Source organism: Bradyrhizobium sp. 482_C4_N1_8, assembly GCF_052075965.1.
In the GTDB taxonomy this organism is placed as follows: Bacteria; Pseudomonadota; Alphaproteobacteria; order Rhizobiales; family Xanthobacteraceae; genus Bradyrhizobium; species Bradyrhizobium barranii.
In genome coordinates, this window is the sequence record NZ_CP197231.1 from 3,993,302 (window position 1) to 4,014,300 (window position 20,999).

The 20,999-nt window shown below is 63.9% G+C and carries 19 protein-coding genes and 1 tRNA gene; 16 read left to right on the plus strand and 4 right to left on the minus strand.

Annotated elements, in window-relative coordinates; genetic code table 11:
* The first annotated feature begins 1,320 nt into the window (after positions 1-1,320).
* Both AB7Z56_RS18975 and AB7Z56_RS18980 read left to right on the plus strand, forming a co-directional pair.
* Positions 1,321-1,587 carry a hypothetical protein gene (locus AB7Z56_RS18975; protein ID WP_063982827.1) on the plus strand — a complete coding sequence of 89 codons (267 nt, stop codon included), beginning with the start codon at positions 1,321-1,323 and terminating at the stop codon, positions 1,585-1,587.
* A 446-nt stretch (positions 1,588-2,033) separates the two neighbouring features.
* Positions 2,034-2,127 (plus strand) — tRNA-Ser (locus AB7Z56_RS18980).
* A gap of 44 nt (positions 2,128-2,171) precedes the next feature.
* Here AB7Z56_RS18980 and AB7Z56_RS18985 read toward each other — a convergent pair.
* Positions 2,172-3,356, minus strand: coding sequence for an integrase core domain-containing protein (locus AB7Z56_RS18985; protein ID WP_441256142.1), 1,185 nt, complete (start codon positions 3,354-3,356; stop codon positions 2,172-2,174).
* Between the two features lie 617 nt (positions 3,357-3,973).
* On the opposite strand from AB7Z56_RS18985, the gene AB7Z56_RS18990 reads away from it, so the two are divergent.
* Positions 3,974-5,542, plus strand: a complete 1,569-nt coding sequence (locus AB7Z56_RS18990) for a porin (RefSeq protein WP_063982828.1) — start codon at positions 3,974-3,976, stop codon at positions 5,540-5,542.
* Positions 5,543-6,018: 476 nt separating this feature from the next.
* Here the strand turns inward: AB7Z56_RS18990 and AB7Z56_RS18995 are convergent, their stop codons facing one another.
* Positions 6,019-8,403, minus strand: a complete 2,385-nt coding sequence (locus tag AB7Z56_RS18995) for a lytic transglycosylase domain-containing protein (RefSeq protein WP_231142123.1) — start codon at positions 8,401-8,403, stop codon at positions 6,019-6,021.
* A 280-nt stretch (positions 8,404-8,683) separates the two neighbouring features.
* Here AB7Z56_RS18995 and dapA point away from each other — a divergent pair, with 280 nt between their 5' ends.
* From dapA to AB7Z56_RS19015, 4 genes are read left to right on the plus strand one after another with little or no spacing between them, the layout of a single operon-like run.
* Positions 8,684-9,574 carry a 4-hydroxy-tetrahydrodipicolinate synthase gene (dapA, locus tag AB7Z56_RS19000; protein ID WP_038975901.1) on the plus strand — a complete coding sequence of 297 codons (891 nt, stop codon included), beginning with the start codon at positions 8,684-8,686 and terminating at the stop codon, positions 9,572-9,574.
* A 50-nt stretch (positions 9,575-9,624) separates the two neighbouring features.
* A complete protein-coding gene (gene mscL, locus AB7Z56_RS19005) occupies positions 9,625-10,038 on the plus strand; it encodes a large conductance mechanosensitive channel protein MscL (RefSeq protein ID WP_063986320.1) in 414 nt (137 codons plus the stop codon).
* Positions 10,039-10,097: 59 nt separating this feature from the next.
* Positions 10,098-10,571, plus strand: coding sequence for an SsrA-binding protein SmpB (gene smpB / locus AB7Z56_RS19010; protein ID WP_008133025.1), 474 nt, complete (start codon positions 10,098-10,100; stop codon positions 10,569-10,571).
* A 17-nt stretch (positions 10,572-10,588) separates the two neighbouring features.
* On the plus strand, positions 10,589-11,170 hold the full coding sequence (locus AB7Z56_RS19015; RefSeq protein WP_063982831.1) for a peroxiredoxin: 582 nt from the start codon (positions 10,589-10,591) through the stop codon (positions 11,168-11,170).
* Here the strand turns inward: AB7Z56_RS19015 and AB7Z56_RS19020 are convergent.
* Positions 11,167-11,841: a uracil-DNA glycosylase gene (locus AB7Z56_RS19020; RefSeq protein WP_063982832.1), complete on the minus strand. Its 675-nt coding sequence runs from the start codon at positions 11,839-11,841 to the stop codon at positions 11,167-11,169. The genes AB7Z56_RS19015 and AB7Z56_RS19020 overlap by 4 nt on opposite strands.
* Positions 11,822-12,469 (minus strand): LabA-like NYN domain-containing protein, encoded by a 648-nt coding sequence (locus AB7Z56_RS19025; RefSeq protein ID WP_014494741.1) that lies wholly within the window; start codon positions 12,467-12,469, stop codon positions 11,822-11,824. The genes AB7Z56_RS19020 and AB7Z56_RS19025 overlap by 20 nt, the downstream gene beginning before the upstream one ends.
* Positions 12,470-12,798: 329 nt before the next feature.
* Between AB7Z56_RS19025 and rpoZ the strand changes: the two genes are divergently transcribed.
* The 9 genes from rpoZ (at position 12,799) to recO (ending at position 20,987) form a co-directional block, all read left to right on the plus strand.
* Complete coding sequence (gene rpoZ, locus AB7Z56_RS19030) at positions 12,799-13,191, plus strand: DNA-directed RNA polymerase subunit omega (protein WP_014494742.1); 393 nt, start codon at positions 12,799-12,801, stop codon at positions 13,189-13,191.
* 207 nt (positions 13,192-13,398) lie between these two features.
* The gene (locus AB7Z56_RS19035) at positions 13,399-15,684 is read left to right on the plus strand and encodes a RelA/SpoT family protein (RefSeq protein ID WP_071913178.1); all 2,286 of its coding nucleotides are present in this window, start codon (positions 13,399-13,401) and stop codon (positions 15,682-15,684) included.
* A 45-nt stretch (positions 15,685-15,729) separates the two neighbouring features.
* On the plus strand, positions 15,730-16,482 hold the full coding sequence (locus AB7Z56_RS19040) for a pyridoxine 5'-phosphate synthase (RefSeq protein ID WP_283016769.1): 753 nt from the start codon (positions 15,730-15,732) through the stop codon (positions 16,480-16,482).
* Positions 16,479-16,898: a holo-ACP synthase gene (acpS, locus tag AB7Z56_RS19045; RefSeq protein ID WP_014494745.1), complete on the plus strand. Its 420-nt coding sequence runs from the start codon at positions 16,479-16,481 to the stop codon at positions 16,896-16,898. The genes AB7Z56_RS19040 and acpS overlap by 4 nt, the downstream gene beginning before the upstream one ends.
* A 250-nt stretch (positions 16,899-17,148) precedes the next feature.
* Positions 17,149-17,913, plus strand: coding sequence for a signal peptidase I (lepB, locus tag AB7Z56_RS19050; RefSeq protein ID WP_014494746.1), 765 nt, complete (start codon positions 17,149-17,151; stop codon positions 17,911-17,913).
* Positions 17,910-18,776: a ribonuclease III gene (gene rnc / locus AB7Z56_RS19055; RefSeq protein WP_166097080.1), complete on the plus strand. Its 867-nt coding sequence runs from the start codon at positions 17,910-17,912 to the stop codon at positions 18,774-18,776. The genes lepB and rnc overlap by 4 nt, the downstream gene beginning before the upstream one ends.
* Positions 18,766-19,692 carry a GTPase Era gene (era, locus tag AB7Z56_RS19060; protein ID WP_283016768.1) on the plus strand — a complete coding sequence of 309 codons (927 nt, stop codon included), beginning with the start codon at positions 18,766-18,768 and terminating at the stop codon, positions 19,690-19,692. The genes rnc and era overlap by 11 nt, the downstream gene beginning before the upstream one ends.
* 21 nt (positions 19,693-19,713) lie before the next feature.
* Positions 19,714-20,094, plus strand: coding sequence for a hypothetical protein (locus tag AB7Z56_RS19065; RefSeq protein ID WP_028150631.1), 381 nt, complete (start codon positions 19,714-19,716; stop codon positions 20,092-20,094).
* A gap of 140 nt (positions 20,095-20,234) precedes the next feature.
* Entirely contained in the window at positions 20,235-20,987 is a 753-nt protein-coding gene (gene recO / locus AB7Z56_RS19070; RefSeq protein WP_441256396.1) for a DNA repair protein RecO, read from the plus strand.
* Positions 20,988-20,999: the final 12 nt, after the last annotated feature.

Genomic DNA, 20,999 nt, shown 5'->3' on the forward strand with positions numbered 1-20,999 from the left:
GCCGTTAAGCATGAAAATATTTTCGTTGCCAAAACTCGCGACTCAGAGTCCGCGAAGCGCCCTTGCGCGGCGATCGCGGGATCGACGATGCACATCATCGCATCGCGCATGCGCAATGCGCGCGTGCAGAAAAATACTTGCCGTGTAGTGTTTTTCTGCAATCGCATCTCGCGCAAACATCGACGATGCGGGCACTCCCCGCGATCGCAAGCACGCGTCATGCAGTGCGCCCGCATCGCGCTCGCCAAGCGCAGGCGCGTTGTGCCGTCAACACTTCTTTAAGCGAGAAGCTGTTTTTTTCGTCGTGTTGGTGTATTCGGGATGAGTGTGCATTCGATCCCCGACTGCATGCAGCGATTACAGCCATCTCACACATCGGAGGGCAACATGGCCAAGAAAGCGAAGAAGGCGAAGAAGGCGAAGAAGGCGAAGAGCGCAGTGAAGAAGACTGCGAAGAAGACCCGCAAGGTCGCGAAGAAGAAGTAACTTCGCTTCTGAAGTTGCCGGCTCCTAGAGAGCCGGCACGTCATCAGCGCCTTCTAACAGGTTCTGGTCGGCGATAGAGGGTGTCGGCGAGACATCAGGCCAACGGTCGGATCGTTCTCTTTCGCGGGTTCGCTCGCCAAAGTACGGTCCGGCAGAAGAAACAAGTTTTCTTCGTTCGGTGCGGTTCTCCTTCTCAAGGGCTCCGCAATTTCACAAGCGGCCTTCGGGCCAACGTGGAATCTGGTCCTGACGTGTTCGCCGACGCCCTCGTTCTCTTGAGGCCGGGGTATTGCCGGCATTCCCTTTTCCCACATTGCTGATCTGACCGTGACGTGGCCGCGCTGCCTTGGGGCAGGCGAGGGCTGGGGCGAACTGTCGTTCGCCGCGCAGGCGCAATGCGAGGCCGGCGCTCCGATTCCTAAAGTCGCGCGCTTCGCGCTGCGCGGCCTGCCGGCCACGGGGTGGCGCCGCCGCGCGAGGCGCCTGTGTGGCCTTGCCAGCGCGCCCCTCCCACAACGCGCCCCTCCCATGAATTGTAACCGCAGGGCGCGCGTCACCGCGCGCGATGGTTATCGTTCTCCCAAAATCCCAGGGTAAACCGAATCTGACGAATCGCAGAAGTGCCTGCAAAGCGGGGACTTCTTGCATTCGTCGCGCGCGCGCCGTGCGGGTGCGTTTACGTCTGCTTCATCGCGATACTTAAACTGCCATTCAAATTTGCCCGCCATCATCGCCTTCAACAAGCCGGCAAACGGCATGGGGATGAGTTGAACAGGTCTTTGGACGGGAGCCGCGCTCGGGGGAACGAGGCGGCAGAAAAAAAGGGGATGCGTTATGTTTCAGGGTACTTTCGATCTGGAGACGGCGACGCCGATCGACGCGAGCGCGCTGTCGGACGTGTTGTTCGAGCGCGGGATCTATTGGGCGAGCGGCCGCTCCGGCCTCGTTGACCTCGTCGCGGCGCATAAATGGTTCAACCTCGCCGCGCTGAAGGGCCGCAGGGACGCCGTGGCGCTGCGCCAGGAAGTCGCCGGGCAGATGTCGGACGCCGAGATCTCGGCCGCGCAGCGCGAGGCGAGGGCGTGGGTCTCGGCTCACTGAGCCGAGAATCGCATCCGCACCCTTGTCTTCACGGGTGCGCCGGATTGCGCTCAATCAAGTTCCTTCGTCGTGTCGCCACCCGGACCCGCGCGGCATGACCGAGCCGCCGCCCGACGATTCCGCTCTGGAACCCGGACGGCCGCACAAGACGGGCCTCTTGCCGGGGATGTAGAGGTCTTGGGCCTTCCGTCCCGGCGCAGCTCCGGCGTCTGGTTCAATATCTGAGCCGGCGAGGTGGTGCTGAATGCGCCCTGGCAGCGGCGGATCCGGCAATCCCGTGGATGGATGCGCACATATATAGAGAGCGCGAATCGGTTGCGCGTGCCGCGCTGATCCATGCGCCAGGCTTTCGCGGTCGTCCGGCGGTCGCTTTCAGGTGAAAGAACGCACAGACCTTGATTCTGCCGCTTGCGGCTCGCCGCCGTGTCGGGCATACCCGGCATATTGGAGACGTGGCCGAGTGGCTGAAGGCGGCGGTTTGCTAAACCGTTATAGGCTTGTAAAGGCCTATCGAGGGTTCGAATCCCTCCGTCTCCGCCAGCCGAGCTGTTGTCCGGCCCGAAGACATGGGTAACGGAACGTACCTAAGACATGGGTGACAGCCTCGTGCCGAATGGGTTGTCGAGAGGTTGCAGGGTTTTCTGCTCCAGGTCGAAGTATCCCAGATCATAGTGCATGAAGCTGACGAGCCAAATGCCCTCGTCGACCTCCTTGATGCCGAGCTTTTGGCCCGCCAGCACGGTTGAGATGTTGATCCGCTTGCGGTGCAGGCAAAGGCGGCCGCACGCGGTTACAAGAACCTCGCGATCGTGGAACGGATAGGTCAGCTCCGGCAGGCCGGCATAGGAACGCGCTGAGGCGACGTAGAGCTCGGCAGGGCACTTCATGTCGAGGGCCTCGTGCGGACGTTCGGAGTTGAACTCGCGAACGAAGGCATCGAAGCGTTCCTGCTGCTGCAGGCTGTTGCCGCCCGGCGGCCGGGTGGTTTCCTTTTTGAGGGTGAGGTGCATGCGCTCATGACGTCCGTTCTGTTGCGGGTGACCCGGCTTGATGCGTTCGATCGCAATACCAAGTCGGAGCCACCACACCGAGAGCTTGGAGAGGTTGAACAAGGCGTTGGGACTGGCGAAGGGCACGCCGTTGTCGGAGCGAATGGCGAGCGGCAGGCCGCGCTCGAGGAACAGACGCTCGAAGGCTGTAATTACGGGGTCTTCACGCGTTGAATCGAGCGCTTCGCACAACAACAGGAAGCGCGAGGCATGGTCGGTGACGGTGAGCGGATAGCAGTAGCGGCCATTGCCGAGCCTGAACTCGCCCTTGAAATCGGTGCACCACAAATCATTGGGTCCGTTACCCGTGGACAGCGGCGTGCCGCGCGCGCGGTGGCGCGGCCCGCCGCCACGCTTGACCAGGCCATGGCGATCGAGCACCGCATGGATGGTGCTTTTGGCGGGAATCCTGACATCGCCATCGAGCCGCCGGACCAGCAATTCGCGGATCTTGCGCGCGCCCCAGTGCGGTTTCTCGGCCTTGAGGCGGACAATCAGGCCCTCGATTTGCTCCGGGAGCTGATTGGCATAGCGCACCGGCCGCCTGGACCGATCGCTCAGGGCGGCCAGCCCATACTCTTTGTAGCGATCGAAAATCTTGTAGCCGGTCTTTCGGGATACACCGAACTCCCGGCACACATCCGTCATGGCTTCCCCATCCAGAAGCCTGGCCACAAAGCGAAGGCGTTCTTCCATGACCGAACTCGCTTTCCACGGCATCCACACCTCCCGCAGAACAAAAGCGGAAAGTGTAACCCATGTGTCCGGTACGTTTTGTCACCTATGTCTCGGGCCGCTCATGTCCGCTCCGGTCTCAATCATCCCCACCATCGACAAAGAGCCTTCGCAGCGCGCCTTGGGCGTTGCCGCGACCATGTCTGCGCCTGGTGGAGAGTCGCGGGAAGACCTGTGTGCCTTCTCCTTGAGTCTCCTTCTGATTCCACGATTCGTGCGCGTCAAAGCCTGTTCAGGCCGGAGTTCCGTCCACAACGCCTCAGGTGGGGAATTTTGACGGCAAACGGAACCGTCCTAGAAACATAAGCAAAAACAATATGTTGCGAGCGCGCTTCGATCACATCTGCGTGTTATTTGTGCAACACCCTTCGGAAAACAAACGTCATGGGCTCGCTACGGAGCGTTCTCTTGTTGTGTGTGCAAAGACGTTCGGTAATTGTGACTGAGCGACGGAGGGGGGCATCCCGAGGTCGTCCCGTTTTAGGTGGTTCGCTTAAGTCCACCTTCGCTACGAGGATGCGTTGATTTCCAACGTTTTTTCGCGGGTGGTTCAAACGGCTTTGTACGAGGAATTGTACGGGGCTTCAACTTGGAGGTTTAACATGAAATTCAAGGGCCTTTTGCTCGGTTCTGCGGCAGCACTGCTTGCCGTCGGCGGAGCACAAGCGGCTGATCTTCCCGTAAAGGCCAAGGCGGTCGAATACGTGAGGATCTGCTCGCTCTACGGTGCGGGTTTCTACTACATCCCGGGCACTGACACCTGCATCAAGCTGGGTGGTTATCTGCGTGCTGAAGTCGCGGTCAACGCGACCGATTTCAACGGTAACTTCAGCAGTGTTAACGGTTCTGCGAACCGTCTGACGAACTACTACGTCACTCGCGCCCGTGAAGACTTCAACGTCGACACGCGCACCGCGACCGAATACGGCGTGGTTCGTACCTTCGCCGACGTGGTGTTCTCGTGGACGACGGATACCTACTCGGGCAACGGCACCGGCAACGGCTCCACCGTTTACTCGCAGCTCGGCGCAACGGGCGTTAGCGCTCCGAACAATGCCAACGCGGGCGCCATCGCTGGCGGTACGCTCGGTGTGTACTACGCCTTCATCCAGTTCGCGGGCTTCACGATGGGTAAAGCTGTTGCCCAGTTCGACGCTCCCTGGACCAACTATCCGGGTAACAACTTCGACGGTCTGACTGGCGGCGGCGGCACGGTCACTGGTGTGAACCAGTTCACCTATACTGCCGACTTCGGTCAGGGCATCACTGCCGCGATTTCGGCGGTGGATCCGACGGCCTACTATCAGAGCAACCTGTACAACACCAGCGCCGGCATTTCGATCGCGAATTTTGGTACCGGCGGCTACGGCATCAATGCCTTCGGCGGCACGCGGGCTCCTGACATCCAGGGTATGGTCCGTATTGACCAGGCTTGGGGTCTGTTCCAGTTGTCCGCCGCGGCGCACAACAACCACGTAGCGTACTACGCGACTCCGGGACTTGTCGGAACCGAAGCGGCCGGTCATCCGGGCGACAAGTGGGGCTGGGCTGTCCAGGCGGCGTTGTCCATCAAGAACATTCCGACTGGTGCGGGCGACGTGATCAACGTCCAGGCGGTCTACACCGATGGTGCGACCCGCTACAACTTCCAGAGCTTGGCTTCGCAGAACTATGCAATGTTCGGCGGTACCAACCTGGCTGGTGCCTATCAGAGCATTGGCCTTGCCGGTGCGGCTGACGGTGTGTTCGCCAACGGAACCGGCATCAACACGGTTACGAGCTGGGGTATGCGCGGCGCCTACACCCACAACTGGGATCCGTACTGGAACACCGCAATCTACGGTTCGTACGCTCAGCTGACGTACGGCGCCGCTGGTGCGGCTGCCATTTGCGGCCAACTCGCTACGTTGGGTGCCGCCACTGCGGGTATCACCTCTTGCAACCCGAACTTCAACATCGGCACGATTGGTGTGATCACCCGCTGGACGCCGGTGAAGAACCTGACCTTCTCGGCGGACGTGGCTTACACCATGCTCGACCAGAAGTTCGCGGGCACGATCAGCACGCTCGCTGCTGGCCCTGCGTTTGCTGTGGCCAAGCCGGGTGCTGTGTACGAGCTGAAGGATCAGAGCACGGTCAGCTTGCTGCTCCGCGCTCAGCGCAACTGGTAAGTTTGGTCTAACGACCTGACAGAGAGCCCCGGCGGGAAACCGCCGGGGCTTTTCTTTTGGCGGCATGGCTGTTCTAACGCCGCGGAATGCTGGCGGAGGGCTGGCGTTGCTCTCGTGCTCCATCGTCCGTGACGATCTGGACGAGGCTGTTACGGAGGAGGGGCCCCTGCGCTGCGGGCATCTCCGCGCAATGTATGCAACGGGCCGACTGCCGTTGACGGCATGGCCTTGCAAGCGCCCCATCGTCCTGACGCTGCAGCAGGCGGCAATCGACGCCTTCATCCTCGAGGAGGTGGAACGGCGAGCTTGCCGATCGGACTGCGACCAGGGAGCGCTCGGGGCTCAGTGTCGAGCAAGGCTTGCCTGAAGATCACGCGCGAGCTTCAGCTCTTCTTCAGCAGCTCACGTCCGGACGCGCTGCGGCACTCGCCGCCGACGCTCTCGGCGGTCAATCGGGAGCGCACAGGAGGATGACTCTATTCCACGCTGCCGGTGCCGCGGCGCAGGTCAGCTTCGATCTGCAACCGTGTGCCGCCGCCGAAGCGGGCGCGGTAGACCTGAAGATTCTCCATGATCCGCTGCACGTAGTTGCGCGTCTCGGAGAACGGAATCAGCTCGACCCAGTCGACCGCGTCGACCTTGGGATCGCGCGGGTCGCCGTAGCGGTCGACCCATTTCTTCACGCTGCCGCGGCCGGCATTGTAGGCGGCAAAGGTCATGATGTAGGAGCCGCGGTAGTCCTCGAGCAGTCCGCCGAGCTCGGCCGAGCCGAGCGTGGCGTTGTAGACCGAATCGTTCTTCAGCCGCCCCAGATCGTAGGTCGCGCCGTGCCGCTTGCAGACGTAACGCGCGGCGTCCGGCGTCACTTGCATTAGGCCGTAAGCCTGCGCCGGCGAGACCACGGAGGGGTTGAACGCGCTTTCCTGCCGCGCGATCGCATAGACGATACTGCGCTCGACCTCGGGGCCGATCGGCGTGAACTGCGGAATGCCGTTGACGGGATAGGCGTAGAAGTCGAAGGGGAGGCCGCGGTTGAGCGCAGCCTTGCCGAGCAGCAGCATGCCGCGCGCGTCGCTGTAGCGCTGGGTGAGCTCGCCAAGGCCGGCAAGCGCCTCGGGATCGCCGTTCTCGCCCATGTCGGCGAGAACAGGTATCGCCATCTCGCGTTCGTCGAGCTCGTAGAGCAGGTGCGCGGCGCGCACGATCTCCAGCCGTTCGGCGCTGCGGCCGCGCGGCTGGCTGTTGAGCTCGATCTGCGGCAGGCCGAGTTTTGCGCGCGCGAGCTGGCCGTAATAGCTGGTGGATTGCTCGGCCGCCCGGGCGTAGGCATTGCGCGCCTCCTGCTGGCGGCCCGCCGCTTCCGCCGCGCGGCCCTGCCAATAGCCGGCGCGCGCCAGCGTGGTCGGATTGACGCTGCCGACGCCGATGCGGGCGAAATGCTGGGTGGCGGCGGCGGGGTCGTTGAGGAAGCGCAGCGCGATCCAGCCGGCGGTGAACTCCTGCTCGGTCTTGTAGATGTCGCGCGAGGGCAGGGCCGCGTCGCGCGCGATCAGATAGGCGCTGCGGAATTCCTCGGTGTCGATCATCTTGCGCGCCAGCAGGCGCCGCTCGATCCACCATTCGTCGAGATTGTAGAGACGGTTCGGATCCTTCGGCGCCGACAGCATCAGCTGGGCGGCTTCGGCGAACTTCTCCTCGCGGCGCAGGAGCTGGATCTTGCTGAAGATGAAGCCGGGATCGTTGTGCAGCTCGCGCGGCACGGCGTCGAGCAGCGCGCGCGCGTTCGGCGCCTTCTTGACGGAGGCGATGCGGGCCTTGGCGAGCGCGAGATAGCCGGCGCCGAGGCGCTTTGCGGCGCGGAGCGCGGCTTCGTTCTCGCTGCCGTAGAGCAAGGTGTCCATCCGCGCCTTCTGGTCGCCCGGCGTCAGCAGGGCGCCGAACTGGTCGAGCGCGTTGTTCTCGGTCTCCTCCGACATCGGATCGCTACGCCAAGCCTCGCGCACCAGCCGCTCGGCGTTGGCGCGGTCGCCGCGCGCCAGCATCGCCTTGGCGAGCGTGAAGCGGCCCTTGGCGGACACAGGCGATTCATTCTCGAACCACGACCACGCGACCGAATCGTCGCGCCTGTCGTCCCACATCGCGGCCTCGAGGCGCCGGCGCAGGAAGGTCTGCGACGGCCAGCTCGGATTGGCGGAGAGGAAGGCGCGATAGCGTTCCACGGTCGCGCCATTGTCCTCGCTGCGCAGGATGATCCATTCGGCGAGCTTTCGCGCGACGGGATCCGAGATCGAGGCAGCGTAATTGGTGGCGTCGGCCGCCTTGCGCTTGCGCACGAGCTCGATGACGTTCTCAAGCGTGTCCTTGTCGGCCTGCGACGTCGAGGAGGTCGCAGCGACCGCGGCCGGCGTGACCGGCTTGCGCGGCGTGGCGTGCTGGCGGGTCGCCGGCGCAAGCAGAGGAGCTGCGACGGGTTTGGCGACGGGCGCCGGGGCGGCAGGCCTGACGGTGGCCGTCACGGCCGGCGCGGGTGCGGTCTTGGGGGACGAGCCATTGGCGGCCGGCTGTGATTTTGGCGCGGCGGCTGCGGGCTTGGGCTTGTCCTTGGCGGGTTCCTTGCCGGCGCTCTTGCCTGCATCCTTGGCGGCGTCCTTGCCAGCATCCTTGCCGGGTTTCTTCGCGGCATCCTTGGCCGGGGCGGCAGCTGCTCCCTTGCTCGCGCCCTTCGGTGCTTCCTTGCCGGTTCCCTTCGTTGTTTGCTTCGGTGTTTCCTTGGCGGATCCCTTCGCGGTGTCCTTGGCCCCGTCCGCGGTCGTCTCATTGGACTTGGCCAGGGCGGCGCAGCCGACCGACAGCCCGGCCATGAGGCACACGGCCAGACCGGTGGATCGCCATGCGGAACGAGGAAAGGAGGTCACGGCGTTTGGTCGCCCCGAATCAGTCAGTTGGCTCAAGACCTAGCTGTATTCGCTTGAATATGCGGACAAAATACCAACAGCTGCTTACCTTTGCCCGGTTTGCACCACCACCGCGGCAAAATCGCGGCCTAAACGGTGCGTCACACGGAAGCGGGTCTTTTACCGGCGGGATAGACCCGATATGAATGCAGCTTGCTCAAGAGATAGCCGCGTACGGAGGAAGTCCATGGCAGCCAAGACGAAATTCCGGGGATCGTTCACCGCCTTGGTCACGCCGTTCAAGAACGGCTCGCTGGATGAGGCGGCGTTCCGCTCGCTGGTCAACTGGCAGATCTCGGAAGGCACCAACGGCCTGGTCCCGGTCGGCACCACCGGCGAGAGCCCGACGCTCAGCCATGACGAGCACAAGAAGGTCGTCGAATGGTGCATCGCTGAAGCCAAGGGGCGCGTACCCGTGGTCGCGGGTGCCGGCTCCAATTCGACGAAAGAGGCGATCGAGCTCGCGCAGCACGCCGAGAAGGCTGGCGCGGATGCCGTGCTGGTCGTGACGCCCTATTACAACAAGCCGACCCAGGAAGGGATGTACCAGCACTTCAAGGCGATCAACGATGCGATCGGCATCCCGATCATCATCTACAACATTCCGCCGCGCTCGGTGATCGACATGTCGGTCGACACCATGAAGCGGCTGTGGGAGCTGAAGAACATCGCCGGCGTCAAGGACGCCACCGCCAGCATGGTCCGCGTCTCGCAGCAGCGCGCGGCGATGGGCGAGGATTTCAACCAGCTCTCCGGCGAGGACGCGACCATCCTCGGCTATATGGCGCATGGCGGCCATGGCTGCATCTCGGTGACCTCGAACGTCGCGCCGCGCCTGTGCTCGGAATTCCAGGCCGCCTGGGCGAAGGGCGACACCAAGGCGGCGCTCGCAATCCACGACAAGCTGATGCCGCTGCACAACAACCTCTTCATCGAGAGCAATCCGGCGCCGATCAAGTACGCGATGTCGCTGCTCGGCAAGCTGGACGAGACGCTGCGCCTGCCGATGGTTCCGGTCACCGAGCCGACGCGCGTTGCCGTGCGCAGCGCGATGGTTCATGCTGGGCTGATCAACTGATTTAGCCAACCGGGGAGCCGTTCATGAGCGTCGACGAGAAGGGCAGGAAGATGCTCACGGAGTTCCGCGAGTTCGCCATGAAAGGCAACGTCGTCGACCTCGCCGTCGGCGTCATCATCGGTGCGGCCTTCGGCGCCATCGTCACGTCGCTGGTCGGTGACGTCATCATGCCGATCATCGGCGCCGCGACCGGCGGCCTCGACTTCTCGAACTACTTCGCCCCCTTGTCGAAGGCGGTGACCGCCACCAACTTAGCGGATGCGAAAAAGCAAGGTGCAGTACTTGCTTACGGCAGCTTCCTGACGCTGACGATCAACTTCATCATCGTTGCCTTCGTGTTGTTCCTGGTAATCCGCGCCATGAACACGCTGAAGCGCAAGGAAGAGGCTGCGCCCGCTGCTCCAGCGAAGCCGTCGGCCGAGGTCGAACTGCTGACCGAGATCCGCGATCTCCTCAAGAAGTGACGCGCGCGCTTCATCCAAACTGTTAGCTTACGCGCGCATCTCGACCGGATTTGTCTGTTATGGCCGATAAGAACGAACGTCCTATCAAGGTCATGGCGGAAAATCGCAAGGCCCGCTTCAACTATGCGATCGAAGACACGATCGAGGCGGGCATTGCGCTCACCGGCACCGAGGTCAAATCGATCCGCAACGGCAAGAGCACGATCGCGGAGTCCTACGCCGATTCCAAGGACGGCGAGATCTGGCTGATCAACGCCACCATTCCCGAATATCTCCAGGGCAACCGCTTCAATCACGAACCCAAGCGGCCGCGAAAGCTGCTTCTGCATCGCAAGCAGATCAACAAGCTGATGGGCGCGGTCGACCGCGAAGGCATGACGCTGATCCCGCTCAAGCTCTATTTCAACGAGCGCGGACGGGCCAAGCTGCAGCTGGCGGTTGCAAAGGGCAAGAAGCTGCACGACAAGCGCGAGTCCGAGAAGAAGCGCGATTGGAGCCGGGAGAAGGGCCGGCTGTTGCGGGCGAGGGGATAGCGGCAAGAGGTTGGCGGATGACTCAGAAGAACCTGCTCGAGGTCGATTGGAGCCAGATTCCCGCACCCGCCGACGACGGCGGCGCCGCGCATCTCAAGGGCATGACCTTGCCTCCGGTCAGCCTGCTCGCGACCGACGATACGTCGGTGAATCTGTCAGCACTCTCCGGCCGGACCGTGGTGTTCGCCTATCCGCGCACCGGCGAGCCCGGCAAGATCGGACTGGTCGACGATTGGGACATGATCCCGGGCGCGCGCGGTTGCACGCCGCAGACTTGCGCGTTTCGTGATCTGTTTGCCGAGCTGAAAGCTGCCGGCGCCGCCCAGGTGTACGGCCTCTCGACCCAGAGCAACGCGTACCAGACCGAGATGGCATCGCGGCTGCACCTGCCGTTCCCCGTGCTGTCGGACGAGAAGCTGGCGCTGACGCGCGCCCTCAATCTGCCGACCATGGAGGTCGCTGGCCTGACCTTGATCAAGCGGCTTGCGCTGATCATCGACGACGCCAAAGTCACGCATGTGTTCTATCCGGTGTTTCCGCCGGACCGGAACGCCGGCGATGTCCTGGACTGGCTGAAGGCCAATCCAGCCGAACCCTAGTCCAGGTCGGCCTTCACCTTCGCGAACACGCTGCGGAACATGTCCGTCGTCAGCACGCCGGTGTTCGTGTTGTAGCGCGAGCAATGATAGCTGTCGTAGAGCCTGAATGCGCCGGCCTGATGCACGGCGCCGTGGCCGAAGGGAGCTTGCGAGGCCTTCAGGTTCAGCGGCTTGAGCACCGTGTCGTGCGCAATCCGTCCGAGCGCGACGATCGCGCGCAGCTTCGGCATCGACGCCAGGGTAGCCCCGAGGAACTGGCGGCAGGTGTTGATCTCGACCGGCAGCGGCTTGTTCTGCGGCGGAACGCAATGCACGGCATTGGCGATCCGGCAGTCGACCAGCTTCAGGCCGTCGTCGGGCCGCGCCTGATAGGTGCCCTTGGCGAAGCCGTATTCGAGCAGCGTGGCGTAGAGCAGGTCGCCGGCATAGTCGCCGGTGAAGGGGCGGCCGGTGCGGTTGGCGCCCTGCATGCCTGGTGCAAGGCCGACGATCAGCAGGCGCGCCTTGATGTCGCCGAAGGGGGGGACCGGCGCGTTGTGCCACAACGGCTCGCGCGCGCGGTTCGCCTCGCGAAAGGCGACCAGGCGCGGACAAAGCGGACAGTCACGGTCGGGAACGAGGGTGAGAGGCTGGCGGCTTGACCGGGCCGCCTCACTCCTCGAAGTCGTCATCGCCCCTCGGCGCCATCGTGGTCGCGCGCTGGAGGAACTGCGGGGCGTGATGGCGTCCCTCGCCACGCTCGCCGCGGTCACGCGGGGCGGGTCGTTCGGACGGGTCGCGGCCGAGCTTGGATTGCAGCTCGACGAGGTCGGTGAAGACGTCGGCCTGGCGGCGCAGCTCGTCGGCGATCATCGGCGGCTGGCTCGCGATGGTGGAGATCACGGTGACCCGGACACCGCGGCGCTGGACGGCTTCGACCAGGGAGCGGAAGTCGCCGTCACCCGAGAACAGCACCATCTGGTCGATGTGCTCGGCGAGCTCCATGGCGTCCACGGCGAGCTCGATGTCCATGTTGCCTTTGACCTTGCGGCGGCCGGAGGCGTCGATGAACTCCTTGGTCGCCTTGGTGACGACCGTGTAGCCGTTGTAGTCGAGCCAGTCGATCAGCGGGCGGATCGAGGAGTACTCCTGATCCTCGATGATCGCGGTGTAGTAGAACGCCCGCAACAGCGTCCCGCGGCTCTGAAACTCCTTCAGCAGGCGCTTGTAGTCGATGTCGAAGCCGAGAGTTTTCGCCGTCGCGTAGAGATTGGCCCCGTCGATGAAGAGCGCGATCTTGTTAGTGGCAGAAGGTGACATTCAGTTTGCTCGCGTAGCGTTCGTGATTGATCGTTTATTGTTGGCGCGGCGACAGCAAGCCGCGCAGGTCTATGGTGCCGCCGAAGCCCGTCGAAACCGCAAATCCGGAGAAGTCGTGGCAATCAAGGTATAGTTATGGCGGACCTGCATACGCCCGGTGCCACCCTCAACAGCAGCCCGGCAAACCACCCATCCCAGCCCCAATGTGGGGGTAGCAGAGCCGTTTGGCGAGGCCAAATCACAAATTGGCCTTGCGAAATCGCCCTGTCCCCTATAACTAGCCCCAATCATCCACATATTTCGTCCCACCCACAACGGAGCGACAGTCCATGGCTCGCGTCACCGTAGAAGATTGTATCGACAAGGTCGACAACCGGTTTGACCTGGTCCTGCTGGCCGCCCACCGGGCCCGCATGATTTCGTCCGGTTCACAACTAACGGTTGACCGCGATAACGACAAGAACCCCGTTGTGTCTTTACGCGAAATTGCGGACGAAACCATCTCGCCGGAGGACCTCCGCGAGGAGCTGGTCCACTCGCTCCAGAAATTCGTCGAGGTCGACGAGCCCGAGCCCGATACGGTCCCGCTGATCGGTTCCGCCGGTGCCAGCGTCGATGCCGACGATACCGAAGTTGCCGTTGAGCGCATGACCGAAGAGGAGCTCCTGAAGGGCCTCGAGGGCCTCGCGCCGCCGGAAGAACAGCCCGAGGAGGACGAGTAATCGTCCCGTCGCAGTCGTCGATTTCTTGTGATCTTATCAAAGGCCCGAACCCGTGTTCGGGCCTTTGCTTTTGTTGGCGTTTTCGTGGTTACCATAGCGTTGCCGCATCGCGTTGCGCGCCTGTCACCGAATTGATCGGACGCACGCGCGATCGGGGCTAAGATGTATGCAACGGGCAGCTCATGGTCCGTTTGAAGGCAGGATGGCATGGTGTATCGGCGCCGGAGACAAACGCAGATGCTGGCCGCAACCGAATCGGTTGCCGTGGCCCCGACTGCGCCGGTGGGGCGCCCGGCCAAGCCTCGCGCGCGCATGATGCGTCAATATGACCTCGTCGAGCGCGTCAGGTCCTACAATCCCAATACCAACGAAGACCTGCTGAACCGCGCCTATGTCTACGCCATGAAGGCGCACGGCTCGCAGACACGTGCCTCGGGCGATCCGTATTTCTCGCACCCGCTCGAAGTGGCGGCGATTCTCACCGATCTGAAGCTCGACGACGCCACCATCGTGGCTGCCCTGCTGCACGACACGATCGAGGACACCGAGGCGACGCGTGCCGAGATCGACCAGATCTTCGGGCCCGAGATCGGCGCGCTGGTCGAGGGCCTGACCAAGCTGAAGCGGCTGGAGCTGGTGTCGCGCGAGGCCAAGCAGGCCGAGAACCTGCGCAAATTGTTGCTGGCCATTGCCGACGATGTCCGCGTTCTGCTGGTCAAGCTCGCCGACCGCCTGCACAACATGCGTACGCTGGACTTCGTGCCGCCGGAGTCGCGACGGCGCATTGCCGAGGAGACGCTCGACATCTATGCGCCGCTGGCCGGGCGCATGGGCATGCAGGAAATGCGCGAGGAGCTGGAGGATTTGTCCTTCCGCACCCTCGATCCCGAAGCCTATTCGGTGGTGATGCAGCGGCTCGACGCGCTCGCCGAGCGCAACCGCAACCTGATCGGCGAGATCGAGGACCAGCTCTCCAACAATCTGCGCCACCGGGGGCTCGGCGCGCGGGTCTATGGCCGCCGCAAGAAGCCGTTCTCGATCTGGACCAAGATGGAACGCAAGTCGGTCGGCTTCGAGCAATTGTCCGACATCTTCGGCTTCCGCCTCGTCGTCAACGACATCGAGGCCTGCTATCGCGCGCTCGGCATCGTCCACACCAACTGGCCGGTCGTGCCCGGGCGTTTCAAGGACTACATCTCGACGCCGAAGCAGAACGACTACCGCTCGATCCACACCACGGTGATCGGCCCCGGCAACCAGCGCGTCGAGCTGCAGATCCGTACCGAGGCGATGGACCAGATCGCCGAGCGCGGCATCGCCGCACACGTGTTCTACAAGGAAGACGTGGGCTCGCCGACCGAGTTTCTCAAGCGCGAGTCCAATGCGTTCGCCTGGTTGCGCCACACCATCGGCATCCTCTCGGAGAGCGCCAACCCCGAGGAATTCCTCGAGCACACCAAGCTCGAGCTGTTCCACGACCAGGTGTTCTGCTTCACCCCGAAGGGCAAGCTGATCGCGCTGCCGCGCCATGCCAATGTGATCGACTTCGCCTATGCCGTGCATACCGACGTCGGCAACAGCGCCGTCGGCTGCAAGATCAACGGCCAGTTCGCGCCGCTGTCCTCGGAGCTCCAGAACGGCGACGAGGTCGAGGTGCTGACCTCGGAGGCGCAGGCGGCGCCGCCCTCGGCCTGGGAAACGCTCGCGGTCACCGGCAAGGCGCGCGCCGCGATCCGCCGCGCCACCAGGACGGCGGTGCGCGACCAATATGTCGGTCTCGGCCGGCGCATCGTCGAACGCCTGTTCGAGCGCGCCAAGATCGAATACGCCGATGACAAGCTCAAGGGCGCGCTGCCGCGGCTGGCGCGCACCTCGATCGAGGACGTCATGGCGGCGGTCGGCCGCGGCGAGATCAAGGCCTCCCACGTCGCGCGTGCGATGTATCCCGACTACAAGGAGGAGCGCATCGCGCGCTACGGCGTCAAGAAGGGGCTCGCCGCCAAGCTCAGGGAGAAGTCGTCGGAGCCGCCGCGCAGCCCGGTCGCGATCCCGATCCGCGGCATCAATTCCGACCTGCCGGTGAAGTTCGCGCCGAACGGCGGCGCCGTGCCCGGGGACCGCATCGTCGGCATCGTCACGCCGGGCGAGGGGATCACGATCTACCCGATCCAGGCGCCGGCCCTGAAGGATTTCGAGGAGGAGCCGGAGCGCTGGCTCGACGTGCGCTGGGACATCGAGGATTCCGCCCCGCAGCGCTTCCCGGCCCGCATCAAGGTCGAGAACGTCAACGAGCCCGGCGCGCTGGCACAGATCGCGACCGTGATCGCCGAGCACGACGGCAACATCGACAACATCAGCATGCAGCGCCGCTCGCCCGATTTCACGGAGACGACGATCGACCTCGAGGTCTACGATCTCAAGCATCTGAGCGCGATCCTCGCCCAGCTGCGCGCCAAGGCGGTCGTGGCCCGTGTCGAACGTGTTAATGGATAGACGCCTCTCGTATGCGTCCATCTCCCTGATTTCGTGAGTCCTGAAATGTCCGCTTCTCCGCTCCGCCTCGGCGTCAATATCGACCACGTCGCAACCGTGCGTAACGCGCGCGGCGGCCGCCATCCCGATCCGGTGCGCGCCGCGCTGCTGGCGATCGAGGCCGGCGCCGACGGCATCACCGCGCATCTGCGCGAGGATCGCCGCCACATCCGCGACGAGGACATGGCGCGGCTGAAGGCCGAGATCTCCAGGCCGCTCAATTTCGAGATGGCGGCGACCGACGACATGATGCGGATCTCGCTTGCGACCAAGCCGCACGCGGTGTGCCTCGTGCCGGAGCGCCGCCAGGAGGTGACGACCGAAGGCGGCCTCGACGTGGTCGGCCAGCACAATGCGCTCGCGCCCTACATCGCACGGCTGAACGATGCGGGCATCCGGGTCTCGCTGTTCATCGCCGCCGATCCCGCGCAGATCGAGATGGCGGCGCGGCTGCGTGCGCCCGTGATCGAGATCCACACGGGGGCCTGGTGCGACGCCGTCGTCGACGGCCACACCGGGAAGGCCGAGGCGGAATGGCAGCGGATCGTGGCAGGGGTGAAGCTGGCCAAGGAAGCGGGGCTCGAGGTTCATGCGGGCCATGGGCTCGACTATGCGACGGCGGAGACGATCGCGGCGCTGCCGGAGATCATGGAGCTCAACATCGGCTACTACATGATCGGCGAGGCGCTGTTCGTCGGGCTCGCCGAGACGGTGCGCAGCATGCGCGCGGCGATGGACCGCGGCCGGAGCCGGGCATGATCATCGGCATCGGCTCCGACCTGATCGACATCACCCGCGTCGGCAAGGTGATCGAGCGCCATGGCGAGCGTTTCCTCGACCGCATCTTCACCGCGGCCGAGCGGGCCAAGGCGGAGCGGCGCGCCAAGAGCGAGAAGATGGTGGTTGCAACCTACGCCAAGCGCTTCGCGGCCAAGGAGGCCTGCTCGAAGGCGCTAGGTACCGGCATCCGGAACGGTGTCTGGTGGCGCGACATGGGGGTGGTCAACCTGCCGGGAGGGCGGCCGACCATGCAGTTGACGGGCGGGGCGCTGGCCCGGCTCCAGGCCCTGACGCCCGAGGGGTTCGAGGCGAAAATCGACCTGTCGATCACCGACGACTGGCCGCTGGCGCAGGCCTTCGTCATCATTTCCGCGGTGCCGCTGGCCAAGCCCTGACCGTCGGCGGGCTGTTTTTATAATTCACATTAAAAATCAATGTCTTATGCAGTTTTGATGCGATCCTTGATTGCGTGGCCCCCGACAACCGTCTAAAAGTCCGCGAACGCAAATCAGGCTGGGCGAATTCGGCTTTACGCCGGAATTGGCCCTCATTATCAGAATCAGGACAATCTCCTTGGGCCGCGAAGCGATGGGCTGTTCGCGGAAGGAGGGCGCTCTGTGACCGCCGGCCGGAATTGAGAGAGCAATGAGCGTGACTTCGGGAACGAAAACTGAAAGCGGCGTCGGCGAAACGATCCGCGTCGTGATCCACGCTCTCCTGATCGCGCTCGTGATCCGCACGTTCCTGTTCCAGCCGTTCAACATTCCGTCCGGCTCGATGAAGGCGACGCTGCTGGTCGGCGACTATCTGTTCGTCTCGAAATATTCCTACGGCTATAGCCACTACTCGATCCCGTTCTCGCCGCCGCTGTTCTCGGGGCGGATCTGGGGCTCGGACCCGAACCGCGGCGACATCGTCGTGTTCCGCCTGCCGAAGGACGACTCCACCGATTACATCAAGCGCGTCATCGGCCTTCCCGGCGACCGCATCCAGATGAAGGATGGGTTGCTCTACATCAACGACACTCCGGTCGAGCGGCAGCGGATGAGCGAATTTGTCGGCGAGGATCCCTGCGGCTCCGAAGGCGGGGGCATCTCGCGGGTGAAGCGCTGGAAGGAAACGCTGCCGAACGGCGTGTCCTATGAGACGCTGGACTGCGCCGACAACGGCTACATGGACAACACCAACGTCTACAACGTGCCGCCGGGCCATTTCTTCATGATGGGCGACAACCGTGACAACTCCACCGACAGCCGCTTCCTCGGCCAGGTCGGCTACGTGCCGCAGGAGAATTTGATCGGCCGCGCCCAGATGATCTTCTTCTCCATCGCCGAAGGCGAGCATGCCTGGATGTTCTGGCGCTGGCCTTGGGCGGTGCGCTGGAACCGTTTCTTCAAAATCGTCCGATGAAAGACGAAGCCAAGGACATCCCGATCCAATCGACCGAGCCCGCGGCGGGCGCCGACGGCGAAGCTGCGACCAAGACGCTTGCGACCAAGACGCCTGAAACCAAGACACCTGAAACCAAGACGCCTGCAAAGAAGAAGCGGGTGCGCAGCAGCAAGGCCAAGGCCTCGGATGCGAACGCGGCGCTCGAGGCGCGCATCGGCCACAGCTTTGCCGATCCGAATCTGCTGATGCAGGCGATCACGCATGTCTCGGCGCTGAAGTCTGGGCGCAAGCGCGGCGACAGCTATCAGCGGCTGGAATTCCTGGGCGACCACGTGCTGGGGCTCGTCGTCTCCGACATGCTGTATCACGCCTTCCCGAATGCCGACGAGGGCGAGCTGTCCAAGCGACTTGCCGAACTGGTGCGCAAGGAGAGCTGCGCCGACGTTGCCAAGTCGCTCGGTCTGCTCGACGACGTCAAGCTCGGTTCGGTCGGACCGAGCGCCGATGCCCGCCTGCGCAAGAGCGTGCTCGGCGACATCTGCGAGGCCGTGATCGGCGCCGTCTTCCTCGACGGTGGCTATGCGGCGGCGGCGGAATTCGTCAGGCGCAACTGGACCGAACGGATGCACAAGCCGCGGCGTCCCTTGCGCGATCCCAAGACCGTGCTGCAGGAATGGGCGCAGGGGAAGGGGCTGCCGACGCCTGTCTACCGCGAGGTCGAGCGCACCGGCCCGCATCACGATCCGCAGTTCCGCGTCGCGGTGGATCTGCCGGGATTGGCGTCGGCCGAAGGCATCGGTGGCAGCAAGCGTGCAGCGGAGAAGGTGGCGGCCTCAGTGATGATCGAACGTGAAGGTGTTGGCGGCGGCAATGACGGCTGAAGCAAGCGGCGAGGCGCCCTCCACAACGCGCTGCGGCTTCGTTGCGCTGATCGGCGCGCCGAATGTCGGAAAATCCACGCTGGTCAATGCGCTGGTCGGGGCCAAGGTCACGATCGTCTCGCGCAAGGTGCAGACCACGCGCGCGCTGATCCGCGGCATCGTCATCGAGGACAACGCGCAGATCATCCTGGTCGACACGCCCGGCATCTTCCTGCCCAAGCGCAGGCTCGACCGCGCCATGGTCTCGACGGCCTGGAGCGGGGCGCACGACGCCGACTTCGTCTGCGTGCTGCTCGACGCCAAGGCCGGGATTGATGAAGAGGCCGAGGCGATCCTCACCAAGGTCGCCAGCGTCAAGCACGAGAAGATCCTGGTCATCAACAAGGTCGATCTGGTCCAGCGCGAGAAGCTGCTGGCGCTGGCGCAGGCCGCCAACGAGCGCATGGCCTTTGCAAAGACCTTCATGATCGCGGCGATCTCGGGCGACGGCGTCGACGACCTCAGGCATACGCTGGCCGAAATCGTGCCGCCGGGCCCGTTCCTCTACCCCGAAGACCAGATGTCGGACGCGCCGATGCGGCAGCTTGCGGCCGAGATCACGCGCGAGAAGATCTATCGCAAGCTGCACCAGGAGTTGCCCTACCAATCCACGGTCGAGACCGACAAGTGGGAGGAGCGCAAGGACAAGTCGGTGCGCATCGAGCAGACGATCTTCGTCGAGCGCGAGAGCCAGCGCAAGATCGTGCTCGGCGCAGGCGGCGCCACCATCAAGTCGATCGGCGCGGACTCGCGCAAGGAGATCGGCGAGATCCTGGGCGTGCCGGTGCACCTGTTCCTGTTCGTCAAGGTGCGCGAAAACTGGGGCGACGATCCCGATCGCTATCGCGAGATGGGCCTGGAATTTCCCAAAGAATAACCAAGAAAAGATCGGTCACCGATGAGCGTACCCAGCAACGTCCGGCGCTTCGAAGCGCTGCTCTATGCGTCATTGATGCTGGATGCCCTGTCGGTCGCGGTGCAGGACCGCACGCCCAATGCCGAGATGACCGAGCAGATGATCATGATGGCGACCATGCTCGCCGGCGGCATGATCCTGCTGCTGGTCTATTTCGTCTGGTTGGCTGCGCGTTGGCGCAAGAACTGGCCGCGCTGGGTGCTGGCGGCGGCCCTCGTGCTGTCCGTGATCTCGCTCGGCCAGATCATCGGCGAGAAGGGCCTGGAGCTCGACAGCGTCATCGAGATCGTCTCCTGCGTGTTGACGGCGATGGGGCTGTATTTCTCGTTCAGCGGCGACGCGCAGGGCTGGTTCAACGCCTAACGTCTTGCGCGATGCCGTAGGGTGGGCAAAGGCGCGCCCTTGCGCGCCGTGCCCACCATAATCGCGCTGCGGATCAAATTGGTGGGCACGCTTCGCTTTGCCCGTCCTACACTCACCTGAAATGCGATAAGCTCCGTTCCATGGAATGGACCGACGAAGGCATCGTGCTGGGCGTGCGGCGGCATGGCGAGAGCAGCGCCATCGTCGAGCTGCTGACGCGTGCGCACGGCCGGCATCTCGGCCTCGTGCGCGGTGGCGCCGGTTCGCGGATGCGGCCGCTCTTGCAGCCCGGCAACAGCGTCGGTGTGGTGTGGCGGGCGCGGCTCGACGAGCATCTCGGCACCTATGCGATTGAGGGCCTCAAGCTGCGCGCGGCGACGCTGCTGGGATCCGCCCACGGGGTCTATGGCGTCACCCATCTCGCCTCGATTGCGCGGCTGCTTCCGGAGTGCGATCCGCACGAAGACATCTTTGCGATGCTCGAACATTCACTCGATGATTTCGACGATATCGGCAGTGCCGCGGTGCACCTCATCCATTTCGAGCTGGCGATGCTCGCCGAGCTCGGCTTTGGGCTGGCGCTGGAAAACTGCGCGGTGACCGGCGAGACCACGGATCTGATCTATGTTTCGCCGAAATCCGGCGGCGCGGTGTCGCGCGGGGCCGGCGAGCCATGGCGCGACCGGCTGTTGCGCCTGCCGCCGTTCCTGCGTCGTGGCGAGGCCGCGAGCGACCTCACCGACCAGGATCTCCAGGACGGCTTCCGGCTCACCGGCCTGTTCCTGCTGCGCCATGTGCTGGAGCCGCGCGGCCAAGGCCATTCCGACGCGCGCGCCGGCTTCATCAATGCGCTGACGCGGCAGCAGGCGAATTTGGCCATTCCGGCGCCATGACCTGAGAGCGCT

Bases quoted from the DNA above. Each gene is read 5' to 3' on its own strand.
- AB7Z56_RS18975 (WP_063982827.1), top strand. From the start codon at position 1,321: ATGTTTCAGGGTACTTTCGATCTGGAGACGGCGACGCCGATCGACGCG.
- AB7Z56_RS18985 (WP_441256142.1), bottom strand. From the start codon at position 3,356: ATGCCGTGGAAAGCGAGTTCGGTCATGGAAGAACGCCTTCGCTTTGTG.
- AB7Z56_RS18990 (WP_063982828.1), top strand. From the start codon at position 3,974: ATGAAATTCAAGGGCCTTTTGCTCGGTTCTGCGGCAGCACTGCTTGCC.
- AB7Z56_RS18995 (WP_231142123.1), bottom strand. From the start codon at position 8,403: ATGGCCGGGCTGTCGGTCGGCTGCGCCGCCCTGGCCAAGTCCAATGAG.
- dapA (WP_038975901.1), top strand. From the start codon at position 8,684: ATGGCAGCCAAGACGAAATTCCGGGGATCGTTCACCGCCTTGGTCACG.
- mscL (WP_063986320.1), top strand. From the start codon at position 9,625: ATGCTCACGGAGTTCCGCGAGTTCGCCATGAAAGGCAACGTCGTCGAC.
- smpB (WP_008133025.1), top strand. From the start codon at position 10,098: ATGGCCGATAAGAACGAACGTCCTATCAAGGTCATGGCGGAAAATCGC.
- AB7Z56_RS19015 (WP_063982831.1), top strand. From the start codon at position 10,589: ATGACTCAGAAGAACCTGCTCGAGGTCGATTGGAGCCAGATTCCCGCA.
- AB7Z56_RS19020 (WP_063982832.1), bottom strand. From the start codon at position 11,841: ATGACGACTTCGAGGAGTGAGGCGGCCCGGTCAAGCCGCCAGCCTCTC.
- AB7Z56_RS19025 (WP_014494741.1), bottom strand. From the start codon at position 12,469: ATGTCACCTTCTGCCACTAACAAGATCGCGCTCTTCATCGACGGGGCC.
- rpoZ (WP_014494742.1), top strand. From the start codon at position 12,799: ATGGCTCGCGTCACCGTAGAAGATTGTATCGACAAGGTCGACAACCGG.
- AB7Z56_RS19035 (WP_071913178.1), top strand. From the start codon at position 13,399: ATGGTGTATCGGCGCCGGAGACAAACGCAGATGCTGGCCGCAACCGAA.
- AB7Z56_RS19040 (WP_283016769.1), top strand. From the start codon at position 15,730: ATGTCCGCTTCTCCGCTCCGCCTCGGCGTCAATATCGACCACGTCGCA.
- acpS (WP_014494745.1), top strand. From the start codon at position 16,479: ATGATCATCGGCATCGGCTCCGACCTGATCGACATCACCCGCGTCGGC.
- lepB (WP_014494746.1), top strand. From the start codon at position 17,149: ATGAGCGTGACTTCGGGAACGAAAACTGAAAGCGGCGTCGGCGAAACG.
- rnc (WP_166097080.1), top strand. From the start codon at position 17,910: ATGAAAGACGAAGCCAAGGACATCCCGATCCAATCGACCGAGCCCGCG.
- era (WP_283016768.1), top strand. From the start codon at position 18,766: ATGACGGCTGAAGCAAGCGGCGAGGCGCCCTCCACAACGCGCTGCGGC.
- AB7Z56_RS19065 (WP_028150631.1), top strand. From the start codon at position 19,714: ATGAGCGTACCCAGCAACGTCCGGCGCTTCGAAGCGCTGCTCTATGCG.
- recO (WP_441256396.1), top strand. From the start codon at position 20,235: ATGGAATGGACCGACGAAGGCATCGTGCTGGGCGTGCGGCGGCATGGC.